The sequence below is a fragment of the Agreia sp. Leaf210 genome (assembly GCF_001421485.1).
Classification (GTDB): Bacteria; Actinomycetota; Actinomycetes; order Actinomycetales; family Microbacteriaceae; genus Agreia.
Map to the genome: position 1 here is coordinate 727,403 of NZ_LMKK01000001.1, position 13,325 is coordinate 740,727.

Sequence of the window (13,325 nt, forward strand, 5' to 3'; positions counted from 1 at the left end):
TGCAGAGAAAGCGGTTGCGCCCGCTGCAGCACGGGTGTATATCGCTCGTCAACCCCCGCTGTCATTGGTGAGGTTCCGTCGGATCCGCACCTACGATCGCATAGAGGGGTGAACGGCATCCACGGGGATGGGGGCTGCACGATGAGCGAAACGGCATCACGCCATCCGTACTCCGTGCTGCACAACCGGTATCGCATCGATTCGTTCGTCGGCAAAGGCGGCATGGCCTCGGTCTACCGTGCCCACGATCAATTGCTCGGCAGAGACGTGGCCGTGAAACTCTTCGAACCGGCCCCCGCGAATACCGAGGAGCTCGCCCGCCAACATCACGAACTGGCCGTGCTCGCCAGCCTGAATCATCCGAGCCTCGTCACGCTTCACGACGCGGGAATCGATCGCACCGACGCCGCGAATCCGCGCCGCTTCCTCGTGATGGAACTCGTGAAGGGCAAGAACCTCAAGCAGGCGCTCGACGAGGGGCCGATGGGCCGACGCCAGGTTGCCCAGCTGGCCTACGACCTCGCCGAAGGGCTCGAGTACGCCCATCACCACGGGGTCGTGCACCGCGACGTGAAACCCGCCAACATCCTGTTGGCGGAGTACACGAGCCACGGCGTGCGCACGCGTGCCAAGCTCGCCGACTTCGGCATCGCACAGTCACGAAACGGGTTGCCCGCCAGCCAAGGCTCGGCCACCGGCACCGCCGCGTACCTCAGCCCGGAGCAGGCACGGGGAGAAGCACTCGGGCCGGCCAGCGACGTGTACTCATTGGGACTCGTTCTGCTCGAATGCCTCAGCGGGGCACCCTCGTTCACCGGGCCGAAACTCCAGGCGGCGATGGCACGCCTCATCGACGATCCCGAGGTTCCCGACGACTTGCCCGTCGATTGGCGGATCCTCCTCACGAGCATGACGTCACGCACCATCGCTGACAGGCCGGCGCTGGGCGACATCATCCTGTTCTTCCGTCGCGCCTTCCTCACGGACTCGGGTCGGCACAGCGCCCCCGACGCGGGCGTCTTGCCGAGCGACGAGGCGACCCGGCTCGCGGCAGTCAGACGCTACGACGTGCTCGACACCCCGCCCGACGGGGCGTTCGACCGCATCACCGCGCTGGCCGCCCGCCTGTTCGATGCGCCGGTGGCCATCGTCAGCATCGTCGACTTCGACCGCGTCTGGTTCAAATCGCATCACGGGCTCGACATCTCCGAGGTCGGTCGGGACGCGGGACTCTGCGCCTCCGCGATCCTCGGAGGCGAGCCGTGGGTGGTGGATGACGCCACATTCGACCCGCGAGCAATGGCGAACCCCCTCGTGGCAGGAGAATTCGGACTCCGGTTCTACGCCGGGGTTCCGCTGACCACTCGCGACGGGCACAATCTCGGCACCCTGTGCGTTCTCGATTTCGAACCGCGTGAGGCGAGCGCGCGCGATCTCGAGACGCTCGGCGATCTCGCCGCCATGGTCATGAGCGAGCTCGAACTGCGCCTCGAGGTGCGCCGGGTGTCGGGAAAGGCCCACCCGGCCGCAGCCCCGGCCGTTCAGGCCTAGAAGCCCGCCGACGCCTCGTCGAGAAGGGCGATCTCCGAGCCCGTCAGCTCGAGACGTGCCCCTTCGAGCAGATCGGGCAGCTGCGCCAGCGTTCGGGCGCTCGCGATGGGCGCGACCACGGTGGGTCGAGCCAGCAACCAGGCCAACGCGACGCTCGCGATCGCCACACCCCGCGCATCCGCGATGGTCGCCAGAGCCGAGACCACGCCGAGGCCCTCGTCGGTCAGGTAGTCCTTCGCACCGGCACCGCGATTGCTCTGACCGAGATCGGCGGTGGTGCGGTACTTGCCGGTGAGGAACCCGGCGGCCAGACCGAAATACGGCAGCACTCCTAACTCCGCACGCTCGGCCACGGGTGCGAGGTGCTTCTCGAAGTCTGATCGGTGCACGAGGTTGTAGTGCGGCTGAAGCGCGACCGGCGCCGCGAATCCGTTGCGCCTGGCGATGCCCACCCACTCCGACACACGCTCGGCGGAGAAGTTGGAGATGCCGATGTAGCGGACCTTGCCTGCGGTGACCAGCGCGTCGAACGCGGCGACCGTCTCTTCGAGCGGGGTGTTCTCGTCGTCGAAGTGGGCGTAGTACAGATCGATGTAGTCGGTGCCCAGGCGAGCGAGGCTCGCGTCGGCGGCCGCCGCGACGTTCGTGGCGGAGAGTCCGCGGAACTCGGGGTGCTGGCTGACCTTGGTCGCGATGACGACGTCGGACCGATTGCCGCGGTCCGCCATCCACCGGCCGATGATCGACTCCGACTCGCCGCCCGAGCCGCCCGGAACCCAGGCCGAGTAGCTGTCGGCCGTGTCGATGAGGTCGCCGCCGCCCGACACGAAAGCATCGAGCACATCGCGGGACGACCCCTCGTCGCTCGTCCACCCAAAGGTGTTGCCACCCAGGGCGAGGGGAAACACGGTCAGATCCGATGAACCTATGGCTGTCATGATGACTCCTTCGCGTTATAGACGATCTGTATTATAAAAAACAGTGACCCGGCGACGATTTTCAGTTCCGGATGTTGCCCGTGCGACGTTCCCGATGCCGGGAATGGCACGTACAGGGTGATTCATGAGGTGAAATTCTCGCCCTGGAGTTGATCGATCTTCCCTTGGGACCCGATCGACGCTAATGCGAAACCTTGGAAGATACCTACAGGCCCCGGCCTGTGCCGTCAAGAGCATGCTGCAAAGAATACGTACCGTCTATCATTATTTTCGTGACCGATCCTCGAATCAAAAGAACCCGTTTGCACGTGCTCGAGACCACACGCCGCATGCTGTCCGAGCGCAACGGCGAGACCATCACTCTGAGCAGCCTCGCTAAAGAGGCCGAGGTCTCGCGCCGCACCCTCTACGTGCACTGGGGAACGATCGAGCAGGTCATCAGCGAGGCCGTCAGTCTCGCGTCGGGCACCGACGGATTCGATCCGGAGGGCCTGTCGAACCGCGAGAGGGTCGTGCACTTCCTCACGAGCGTCCGCGACGGAATCCACGAGCCGATCACAAAGGTCGCCCTGACATCGTTGATTCACCACGCGACCCAGGAAGACAAGGCCGTGGCGTCGATGGACGACATGAGTGACAAGCGCCTCGAGCAACTGCGCGAGCTGGTGGGACCTCTGACGACCGAGCAGTTCGCCGAGCTCGTCGGTCCGGTGTACTTCAGCGAACTCGTGCTGCACACGCCCGCCTCCGACGAACTGATCGAGCGCCTCGCCGACGTCGCCGTCGAGCTGATCGGTTCAAGCGACTCGCCCTCCTCCAGCTGACGAGCGTCATGCCGTAAGGCGTGTCCTCATTAATGCGGCTGTCCGTTGCCGTGGACCGCGATTTACGATGGACACAGTCGGGGGTGTCGATTCCCGTCTGTGCATCGAAGGATCGAGGTCACTGTGATACCGAATCCCTCGTCGCGCACCGATCGCATTCTTCGTCCGATCGCACAATTGCACGGGCAGACGCGCCTCGTCACGGCCGCCCTCCTCATTCCCGTCTTCGCTGCCGTCTTCTGGTTCTCCATTCCGCGAGGCACGTGGCCGCGGGTCTTCGTCGCCCTCCTCGTCGTGACCGCGGTCTACGCGACCGCGTCGTTCCTCCTCTCGAGGGTGTCGATCCGCATCGCCCACGATTGCGTCTCGGAGCGGGGCTTCTTCACGACGAACCGGGTCGCGAGCAAGCGCATCGAGAGCGTGCTCATCATCACCGCCTATCGCGGCCAGTCGCTCGAGACGGTTCCCCAGCTGTTCCTTCTCGACACCACGGGCGAGGCTCTTCTCCGCATGCGGGGCCAGTTCTGGTCTACCGACAGCATCGAGGCCATGGCCTCGGCGTTCGATGTTCCCGTCAGACGAATCGAAGAGCCGTTGACGCGGGCCGAGCTGCGGCGTGATTACTCGAAGATCCTCTACTGGTTCGAGCGCTGGCCGTGGCTCGGCGGTGCTGTTGCGGCCGGCACGATCGCGGCGCTCTCGCTGGTGCTCATCCTTCTGATGTCACCCGAGACGCTCGTGGTGCGCTAGGCCGACTCCGCGACGAAGCGCAGGGTCAGCGTGAGCGTGTGCCCTTCCTCGTTGTTCGCGTAGATCGCCTCACCTCTGACGCCGACCAGCTCTCCTGTTCCCGAGCCGGGCACGATGCTGCCGAAGGAATGCGCATCATCGCCGTCGACCAGTCCACCGTGCTGCACGACGAACGATCCTGATCGAGCGCCGACCTGACCGGTGAACAGTTCGGATGCGACGTAGCCGGCACCCGCCGGATTGCCCGCCATCAGCAGCCGTGCGACGCTCTGCCCCTCGATGTCTCCGGTGAAGACCTTGGTCACCGTCACCTGAGCGAGTTCGTTGCGCTCGCCCTCGTCGCCATACGGCTCCTGTTCCCAGCCGGTGATCTCGAACGGGACGATGACGGGAGCGACTTCGATCATGAGCCGATCCTAGAGCGTGGACAGGTCAGCGTCGACGGGCGTTGCCGAAGATGCCCCGCATCACCTCGGTGAGGATCGTCTTCGTCACCGACGATCCGAGAACCTGCTCGATCGGAGTCTTCGACGACCGGCGAGACGAGGATGTGCGTGGCGCGCGGCGTGGTTGGCTCTGCCTGGCGAGGCGGTCGTATTCGGCGTCGATCTTCTTCTGCGCGGCCAGCCGCTCCTTCTCGCTCTTCGCCGCCTGCTCGGCTGCGGCCTCGGCGGCATCCTTCTGCGCGGCGGCGGCGGATGCGGCATCGAGACGGCGTGCCAGCATCTCCTTCGCCGAGTCCGGGTCGACCGCGGCCCCGTAGCGGGCCAGCAGCGGCGACGACTGTACCGTGGCCTGCATGTCCACTGCCGGGGTCGGATCCATCGATCCCTGGGGTGCGCGCATCCGTGTCCATGCGACGGGAGTCGGGGCGCCCTTCTCGTTCATCACGGTGACGATCGCCTCGCCGATAGCCAGACTCTGCAGCACCTCGCCCAGGTCGTACTCGCTGACCGGATAGGTCTGCACGGTCTGCCTCAGAGCCTTGGCATCGTCGGGAGTGTGGGCCCGGAGCTGGTGCTGCACGCGGGAGCCCAGCTGCGCGAGCACATCCCCCGGCACGTCCTTCGGTGTCTGGGTGACGAAGAAGATGCCCACACCCTTTGATCGGATGAGTCGCACGGTCTGCGTGATGGCCGCGAGGAAGTCCTTCGATGCGCCCGAGAACAGCAGGTGCGCCTCGTCGAAGAAGAACACGAGTTTGGGCTTGTCGAGGTCTCCGACCTCGGGGAGGTCGTTCATGAGGTCGGCGAGCAGCCACATGAGAAAGGTCGAGAACAGGGCGGGCTTGTCTTGCACGCCCGGAACCTCGAGCAGGCTGACGATGCCGCGACCATCGGCCGCGAGCCGCAGGAAGTCGGCCGTGTCGATCTCGGGTTCGCCGAAGAAGACGTCGGCGCCCTGATCGGCGAAGGTGATGAGCTCGCGCAGGATGACGCCGACGGTCGCGGACGAGAGACCGCCCAGCTCCTTCAGTTCCGCCTTGCCCTCGTCGCTCTGCAGGTAGCTCAGAACCGAGCGCAGATCGGAGATGTCGATGAGCGGCAGCCCCTGCGCGTCGGCGTAGTGGAACACCAACCCCAGGCTCGACTCCTGCGTCTCGTTCAGACCGAGGACCTTCGACAGCAGCAGCGGGCCGAAGCTCGTGATCGTGGCCCGGATCGGCACTCCGGTGCCGAGGCCGCCGAGCGTGAAGTACTCGGTGGGAAATGCGGTCGGCTGCCAATCCTGCCCGATTCCCCGCGTTCGCTCGGCGAGCTTGTCGCTGGATGCGCCGGCCGTGGCAAGCCCCGAGAGGTCGCCTTTGATGTCGGCCGCGAACACGGGAACGCCCGCGGCGGACAGCTGCTCCGCGAGGCCCTGCAGCGTCTTCGTCTTGCCGGTTCCGGTTGCTCCGGCGACGAGCCCGTGCCGCGCGATCATGCTGAGCGGAATGCGCACCTGCACGTCGGCGCGCGCCTCGCCGTTGACCAACGCACCCATCTGCAGCGCCTCGCCGGCGAAGTCGTAGCCCGAGCGAACCGACTCGACCGCCGCGTCGCTCAGCGGGCCGGATGCGATGGGCTGGCTCGAGGAGGCGGGTTGCGCGGGCGCGGGCTCGACTGGCGCGGCCGCGGTCTCGGCGGCCGCAGCCCGCCGTGTCGCCTCATCGAGCGCGGCCTGGGCCGCATCCGCCGCAGCCTGAGCGGCCTCGGCCGCAGCCCTCGCCTGTGCGAGTGCGGCAGCAGCATCCAGAACAGAACCGTCGGCGTTCGTCATGAGCAAACTCTACCGAGGCAGCGCGACCCCGGAGCGCCGAATCGAGTTGCCCGATTCAGCCGCCTCGACCTGCGATGAGGCGACAGATTCAGGCAACTCGACGGCGCTGTGGACAACTTCTGCAGGGATTCTGTGGGCTGGGCGTAGTGAGCGGGTGAGTCCGATCACTCCGAAACGAATCGTGTTTCCACCCCGCGCGTTCACGGTCGCCGAGGCGAGGGCCAATGGTGTCAGCCCCAGACGCCTGCGAGCCCGCGACCTGACGACGCCGTTTCATGGCATTCGCCTCCTTTCCGGGTGGGAGGACGGTCTTCCGCCGGCGATGCTGTTCGAGGAGCGGTGCCGCGCTCTGACACAGGCTCTTCCGCCCGAGGCTACTTTCAGCCACGCGACCGCCGCGACCTTGCACCGTCTACCCATGCCGCTCGATCTTCAGGATTCACCCCTCCACGTGTCGGTGCCTCGCGGTCGGCGCGCGCCCCACCGTCACGGGGTGATCGGGCATCAGGCCACCCTGTCGGCCGACGATGTCGATACCCGCTTCGGATTCGGCGTGACCACGCCCGAACGCACCTGGTGCGATCTCGGTGCTGTTCTCTCCCTCGCACCGCTCGTCGCAGTCGGTGACCGCCTCATCCACCGCGCCCTCCCGCTGACGCACCTCGACCGGCTCGCTCGCGCCGTCGACGACTACGGCGCCGGGCGGGGCGCCAGACTTCTCCGGCAGGCACTTCCGATGCTCGACGACGGCAGCGAATCGCCGATGGAGTCGTGGCAGCGAGTCATCATCATTCTGGCGGGGCTCCCCGCCCCCGTCACCAACTACAACGTGTTCGATGAGAGGGGCGTCTTCGTGGCCCGCGTCGACCTCGCGTACCCCGAGCTGAAGATCTCGATGGACTACGAGGGCGACCATCACCGCACCGATAAGAGGCAGTGGCGTCGGGACATCGCTCGTTTCAGAAGGCTGAAGGCCATCGGTTGGGACGCGAAGCGCTACACCGCCGACGATCTCGCGGCGCCCGACGAGTTCATCGCCGAGTTGGCGGCCTCGATTCGTGCTCGGTCGTAATCGAGTTGCCCGTTTTCGCCGCCTCGACCTGTGATGAGGCGGCAGATTCCGGCAACTCGGCGGCGAACATAACGAAACGAAGCTGGATCAGCGGAGGAGTAGCGGCGGACGGGTGGCCCACTCGGCGACGAGCTCCTGTCGCACGGCCACGCCCGTTCCCGGCCCGGTGGGAACCCTGAGCCGCCCGTCGACCAGCTCGAAGGGCTCCGTCAGGTCTTCCGCGTAGTAGCGGCGGGATGCCGAGGTGTCTCCGGGAAGCGTGAATCCGGGCAGCGCGGCGAGAGCGACGTTGGAAGCTCTGCCCAACCCCGTCTCGAGCATGCCGCCGACCCAGGCGGGCACGTCGCGCTCCACGCACACGTCGTGGATGCGCACGGATTCGAGGTATCCCCCGACCCTGCCCGGCTTCACATTGACGATGGATGTCGCATCCCGCTCGATCGCATCGCGTGCGATGGCGGCCGACGTGATCGACTCGTCGAGGCAGATCGGGGTGTCGATGGCGGCCGCGAGAACGGCGTGGCCCGCGATGTCGTCTTCGACGAAGGGCTGCTCGATGAGCAGCAGGCCGAACTGATCGAGTTCGCGCAGGTGGTCGATGTCGTCCGGCGTGTAGGCCGTGTTCGCGTCGACCTGCAGCAGGGCGTCGTCTCCGAGCAGGGCGCGCACGGCGGCCACGGGCTCCAGGTCCCATCCCGGCCTGATCTTCAGCTTGATGCGTCGATACCCCTCAGCCACGTAGCCCGAGACCTCGTCGAGCAGCTCGTCGAGAGTCGGCGCGATGCCCACCGACACCCCGCAGTCGACCTCCTCGCGCACGGCGCCGAGGTAACGCCCGAATGAGATGCCGGATGCGCGCAGCTGGGCATCCAGAACGGCCGCCTCGACGGCGGCCTTCGCCATGCGGTGGCCGACCACGAAGCGCAGCCGCGCATCCAACGTCTCGGCCGTGATGTCGGGTTCGGCCAGAATCGCGGGCGCCAGGTAGTTCTCGATGAGGTGTTCGCACCCCGACACGTACTCGCTCGAATACACGGGGTCGGCTCCCGCCACGCACTCGCCCCACCCCTCGACTCCGTCCGAGGTGACGAGGTGCACGAGGAGCACGTCGCGATCGGTCTGCGTTCCGAAGCTCGTCTCGAAGGGCCTGACGAGGGGCATGGCAAGGCGATGCAGGGTGACGCGCTCGACCTTCATGCGCGCAACCCGCTCACGAGATGAGAGGAGCGAGTCGGTCTTCGAGGCCCCACGCCTGCCCGTAGCCGCCTTCAGACTCGGGAGCCCGCATCAGCTCGAGATACGCGCGGGCCTCGAATGCCTCCGGGCCCAGAACGCCGACACCCGACCAGACGCCGGTACTTAGCAGCTCGAGTGCGATCACGGGGTTCAGCGCGGTCTGCCACACCACGCACTGGGCCTCGTACTCGCGCATCGTCCACTCGTTGTCGGCCACGTGGTAGAGGTAGACCTCGCGGGGGCGACCATCGACGCCGGTGCCCGTGACCCAGAGTCCGGCACACGTCTTGCCCGACATGCGCGGGCCGAGAGTCGCCGGGTCGGGAAGACCGGCAGCGACGACGTCGCGGGGCGCGACCTCGACAGGGCCGCCCGACGAGCGCACCCGCACGGGCACGGTGGAGTCGAGACCGAGTTGATGCAAGGTCTTGAGAATGCCGATGAACTCGTTGCCCAGCCCGTACTTGAAGGTCACGCGCTTGGCGTCGACCCAGCGGGGCATGAGCAGAACCTCTTCGTGCTCGACGTTGACGCACTCGACGTCGCCGATGCCCTCGGGAAAGGTGAAGATCTCGGGCTCGGAGAACGGGGGCGTGGTGAACCAGCCGCGCTCCTTCTCCCAGACGACGGGAGGGTTCAGGCACTCCTCGATCGTGGTCCAGATCGAGAAGCTCGGGGCGAAGATCTCGTTGCCGGCCTCGTCGCGCACCACGAGGTTGGCGCCGTCACGGGTGCCGAGCTCGTCGATCTCCGAGAAGAGGTGGTCGGCGGCGTAGCGGGCGAACACATCGCTGAGTCCTGGTTCCACGCCGATTCCGACGAGCGCGAGTCGTCCGGCGGTCTCCCAGTCGGCCGCCTGAGCGAACTGGTCGTCGCCGAGCTTGACGCCGGTCTCGGAGTGGGGGTCGGTGGGGTGCGGCTCCGACAGGCTCATCGCCATGTCGAGATAGTCGGCACCCGCGGCGAGCGCGCCCGCGAAGATCGTGGGCACGAACTTGGGCTCGACGGCATTCATCACGTGGCTGACGCCGTGCTTGCGAGCGACGTCTGCGACGTTGTCGGGGTCGGATGCGTCGATCGCGTCGACCGCGAATCGGCCAGCGACCTCGCTGCCGTGCTTCGACGCGATCCAGTCGACGGTGCGCTGGGCGCGCGAGAGGTCGTAATCGGTCACCACGATCTGCTCGAAGAACGACCGCCGCGCTGCGATCTTGGCAATGGCGTCACCGACGCCGCCGGCACCGACCAGGAGAATTCTCATGGGTGAACGCTACCCCAGGCTCACCGCGCTCCACGAGACGGCGGGCAGGGTGATCGTGACGACGCCGTCGACGATTACGGCCGACGTGTTGGGGCTGAGCCCGACGCGATTCTGGTCGGCGAGAGTGTTCGCCGCGTAGACGTCGTCGTCGGCGAGCGTCGACGCCTCGAGCAGGCCCAGATCTCCCAGGGCGGCGACGTCGATCGTGACCGTGGCCTCCTCGGTCTCGCTGCGATTCACGAGGAAGACGGCGGCGGTTCCCGCTTCGGCATCGACCGTGGCGACAGCGTCGACGGTGGCGACGGTGCCGTACTCCTTGGTCTCGTGCGTGTCGCTCTCGAGTCGCACCTCGAGAACCGTGCCCCGCGCGAGGCGCGAGGTGACGGCGAAGGGGAAGAACGTGGTCTGGCGCCACGAGTCGCCTCCCGGCTCGGTCATGATCGGGGCGATCACGTTGACGAGCTGTGCGAGAGACGCGGATTGCACGCGATCCGCGTGCTTGAGCAGCGAGATGAGCAGGCTGCCGAAGACGACGGCGTCGGCCACGGAGTACACGTCCTCGAGCAGCCGCGGTGCGACCGGCCACTCCTCGATATCGGTGATCCGGTCGACCTGCTGGTAGCGGTCGATGTACCAGACGTTCCACTCGTCGAACGAGATGTTGATCTGCTTCGACGAACGCAGCTCGGCCTTGACGCTGTCGGCCGTGGCCACGACCGACTCGATGAAGTGATCCATGTTGACGCCGGAGGCCAGGAAACTCGTGAGGTCTCCCCCGCGCTCCTCGTAGTAGGCGTGGCACGAGATGTAGTCGACGTCGTCGTAGGTGTGCTGCAGCACGGTGCGCTCCCACGATCCGAAGGTGGGCATCTGGGCGCTCGACGATCCGCACACGACGAGTTCGAGGCGCTCGTCGAGCTGGCGCAGAGCCTTCGCCGTCTGGCTCGCGATCTTGCCGTAGTCCTCGGCGCTGCGATGACCGAGCTGCCACGGGCCATCCATCTCGTTGCCGAGGCACCACATCGTGACGCCGAACGGCTCGACCTGACCGTTGGCGATGCGCTGGTCGCTCAGCGTCGAGCCCGAGCGGATGTTCGTGTACTCGACCAGGTCGAGGGCCTCTTCGACGCCGCGCGTGCCCAGGTTGATGGCGAGCATGAGTTCGCTGTCGACCTTCGCGAGCCACGACGAGAACTCGTGCAGTCCGATCTCATTGGTCTCGGTCGAGTGCCAGGCGAGGTCGAGGCGGCGCGGCCGGTCTTCTCGCGGCCCGACGCTGTCCTCCCACTTGAATCCCGAGACGAAGTTTCCGCCGGGGTACCGGATCGTGGTGGTGCCGAGCTCCTTCACCAGATCGATGACATCGCCGCGAAAGCCCTCGGCGTCAGCCGTGGAGTGGCCGGGTTCGTAGATGCCGTCGTAGACGCAGCGTCCGAGGTGCTCGACGAACGAGCCGAAGATGCGACGGTTGATCGCACCGACGGCGAAGTGGGGATCGAGGATGAGGCGTGCGGTGACCATGGGTGTCTCCCGAGTAGAAGGGGTGGAGAAGGATGGGTGTTGAGCGAGCAGCGATTACTTGAGAGCGCCGAGCGAGAGACCGCCCTGCCAGTACTTCTGCAGCGAGAGGAAGGCGATCACCAGCGGGATGATCGAGATGAGCGACCCGACCACGATGAGCGTGTAGAGCGACGTTCCGCCGCCGTTGTTGGATGCGGCGAGCGCCTGCCAGCCGCCCAGCCCGACGGTGACGGGGTAGAGGTTCTGGTCGCTGAGAACGGCCAGCGGGAGGAAGTAGTTGTTCCACGTTCCGACGACCGAGAGCAGCAGCACGGTGACGACGGCGGGTCGCATCAGCGGCAGCGCGACCGTGAGGAAGGTGCGCAGCTCTCCCGAACCGTCGACGCGAGCCGCGTCGAGCAGTTCGTCGGGAACGGCGTCTGCCGCGTAGACCCGCATCAGGTACACACCGAACGGGCTGAGCAACGACGGCAGGATGACCGCCCAGATCGTGTTCGTGAGGTGCAGCTGCGACATCAGCATGAACGTCGGGATCACCAGCGCGGTGAGCGGCACCATCACCGAGCCGAGCAAGACGGCGAACGAGAAGTCTCGCCCCTTGAACGGGAACTTGGCGAAGCCGTAGCCCGCGAGAACCGCCAGAATCGTCGCGCCCACACCACCGAGCAGGGAGTAGAGAGCCGAGTTGCCCAGCCAGCGGAAGTAGATGCCGCCCTTGTAGGTGATGAGCTCCTGAATGTTGGCCAACAGGTTGAAGTTCTTGTCGAACCACAGGGCGCCGCCCGTGCCCGTGAACAGTCCCTGCGGATCTTTGGTGCTGGCCACGAACAGCCACCACAGCGGAAGCAGGAAGTAGATGATCAGGGCCACGAGGAACACGTGCGCCGTGATGTTCGGCCTCTTCTTCGCCGTGGGAATTCTGGTGATGGTCGTCATGACAGTCCTCCCCGGCGCTTGCGGCTGGCGAATAAGAAGATGTACACCGCGATGAAGACCACGATGCCGAGCGAGAACGAGATGGTCGACGCGTAGTTGAACTGCGAGAAGCGGAAGGCGAGATCGAACGCGTAGATGTTGGGAGTGAAGCTCGACGTGATCGAGCCGTTCGAGATCGGCCTCAGCACCTGCGGCTCCGTGAAGAACTGCAGGGTGCCGATGAGGGCGAAGACGAGAATCAGCGCCATGGCGCTCGAGATCATGGGCACCTTGATGCGGAAGGCGATCTGACGGGGACCAGCACCGTCGATACGCGCGGCCTCGTAGATGCTGGGGTCGATGCCTCGCAGCGCCGCGTAGATGATGATCATGTAGTAGCCGGCCCACTGCCAGACGACGATGTTGAGGAGCCCGCCGAAGATGTTTCCCGAACTCAGGATCTCGGGTGCGCTCTGATTGACCACCTTGAAGAGGTCGGTGAGCGGCCCGAAGGTCGGGCTGTAGAGAAAGCCCCACATGAGGGTGCCGACCACGGCCGGGATGGCGTAGGGCACGAAGATGGCGAGTCGTGCGAAGCGCGAGAGCCGCGTGGTGAGTGCGTCGAGCACGAGCGCCGCCGCCAGAGAGACGGCCATCTGGATAGGGATGAGGATGACCGCGAAGCGGATCACGAACCAGATGCCGGAGAGGAACTCGGGATCGGTGAACGCCTTGACGTAGTTGCCCGCCCCGGAGAAGGTCGTTCCGGTGGCGAGACCCTTGGAGAAGAGGCTGAGGTAGAACGCGTAGACGAGGGGCGCTACGAGGAAGACGAGGAAGATCACTCCGAAGGGAGCGATGAAAAGCCAGCCAATCCAGGGGCGACGCAGATTGCGGCGCCGGGACGGTGCTCTGAGCACGGCGGCGGGGTTGGTCATGTCAGTCCTTCTATCGACTGGGGGCGAGGTCTCGGGTGGGTGCCCTTCGACGGCTCAGGG

12 protein-coding genes are annotated in these 13,325 nt (G+C 66.0%); 4 read left to right on the forward strand and 8 right to left on the reverse strand.

What is annotated here, in order from left to right; genetic code table 11:
* Nucleotides 1-141 precede the first annotated feature (141 nt).
* Nucleotides 142-1,551, forward strand: a complete 1,410-nt coding sequence (locus tag ASE64_RS03450; RefSeq protein ID WP_055777393.1) for a protein kinase domain-containing protein — start codon at nucleotides 142-144, stop codon at nucleotides 1,549-1,551.
* Here the strand turns inward: ASE64_RS03450 and ASE64_RS03455 are convergent.
* Entirely contained in the window at nucleotides 1,548-2,489 is a 942-nt protein-coding gene (locus ASE64_RS03455) for an aldo/keto reductase (protein WP_055775902.1), read from the reverse strand. The genes ASE64_RS03450 and ASE64_RS03455 overlap by 4 nt on opposite strands.
* Nucleotides 2,490-2,761: 272 nt before the next feature.
* On the opposite strand from ASE64_RS03455, the gene ASE64_RS03460 reads away from it, so the two are divergent.
* Nucleotides 2,762-3,313, forward strand: a complete 552-nt coding sequence (locus tag ASE64_RS03460) for a TetR/AcrR family transcriptional regulator (protein ID WP_156351621.1) — start codon at nucleotides 2,762-2,764, stop codon at nucleotides 3,311-3,313.
* A gap of 123 nt (nucleotides 3,314-3,436) precedes the next feature.
* The gene (locus ASE64_RS03465) at nucleotides 3,437-4,063 is read left to right on the forward strand and encodes a hypothetical protein (RefSeq protein ID WP_055775910.1); all 627 of its coding nucleotides are present in this window, start codon (nucleotides 3,437-3,439) and stop codon (nucleotides 4,061-4,063) included.
* On the opposite strand, the gene ASE64_RS03470 is transcribed toward ASE64_RS03465, so the two are convergent.
* Together ASE64_RS03470 and ASE64_RS03475 are read right to left on the reverse strand one after the other, a co-directional pair.
* Complete coding sequence (locus tag ASE64_RS03470) at nucleotides 4,060-4,470, reverse strand: DUF3224 domain-containing protein (RefSeq protein ID WP_055775913.1); 411 nt, start codon at nucleotides 4,468-4,470, stop codon at nucleotides 4,060-4,062. The genes ASE64_RS03465 and ASE64_RS03470 overlap by 4 nt on opposite strands.
* Nucleotides 4,471-4,495: 25 nt before the next feature.
* Nucleotides 4,496-6,322 carry a helicase HerA-like domain-containing protein gene (locus ASE64_RS03475; protein WP_055775916.1) on the reverse strand — a complete coding sequence of 609 codons (1,827 nt, stop codon included), beginning with the start codon at nucleotides 6,320-6,322 and terminating at the stop codon, nucleotides 4,496-4,498.
* Nucleotides 6,323-6,740: 418 nt separating this feature from the next.
* On the opposite strand from ASE64_RS03475, the gene ASE64_RS03480 reads away from it, so the two are divergent.
* Nucleotides 6,741-7,394: a hypothetical protein gene (locus ASE64_RS03480; RefSeq protein WP_156351622.1), complete on the forward strand. Its 654-nt coding sequence runs from the start codon at nucleotides 6,741-6,743 to the stop codon at nucleotides 7,392-7,394.
* Between the two features lie 87 nt (nucleotides 7,395-7,481).
* On the opposite strand, the gene menC is transcribed toward ASE64_RS03480, so the two are convergent.
* From menC to ASE64_RS03505, 5 genes are read right to left on the reverse strand one after another with little or no spacing between them, the layout of a single operon-like run.
* Nucleotides 7,482-8,591 carry an o-succinylbenzoate synthase gene (gene menC, locus ASE64_RS03485; RefSeq protein WP_055775921.1) on the reverse strand — a complete coding sequence of 370 codons (1,110 nt, stop codon included), beginning with the start codon at nucleotides 8,589-8,591 and terminating at the stop codon, nucleotides 7,482-7,484.
* A gap of 13 nt (nucleotides 8,592-8,604) precedes the next feature.
* Nucleotides 8,605-9,891: a saccharopine dehydrogenase family protein gene (locus ASE64_RS03490; protein WP_055775924.1), complete on the reverse strand. Its 1,287-nt coding sequence runs from the start codon at nucleotides 9,889-9,891 to the stop codon at nucleotides 8,605-8,607.
* 9 nt (nucleotides 9,892-9,900) lie between these two features.
* A complete protein-coding gene (arfA, locus tag ASE64_RS03495) occupies nucleotides 9,901-11,412 on the reverse strand; it encodes an arabinosylfuranosidase ArfA (protein WP_055775927.1) in 1,512 nt (503 codons plus the stop codon).
* Between the two features lie 54 nt (nucleotides 11,413-11,466).
* Nucleotides 11,467-12,348, reverse strand: coding sequence for a carbohydrate ABC transporter permease (locus ASE64_RS03500; protein ID WP_055775930.1), 882 nt, complete (start codon nucleotides 12,346-12,348; stop codon nucleotides 11,467-11,469).
* Nucleotides 12,345-13,265 (reverse strand): carbohydrate ABC transporter permease, encoded by a 921-nt coding sequence (locus tag ASE64_RS03505; RefSeq protein WP_055775933.1) that lies wholly within the window; start codon nucleotides 13,263-13,265, stop codon nucleotides 12,345-12,347. Before ASE64_RS03505 ends, ASE64_RS03500 begins: the two co-directional genes overlap by 4 nt.
* Nucleotides 13,266-13,325 lie beyond the last annotated feature (60 nt).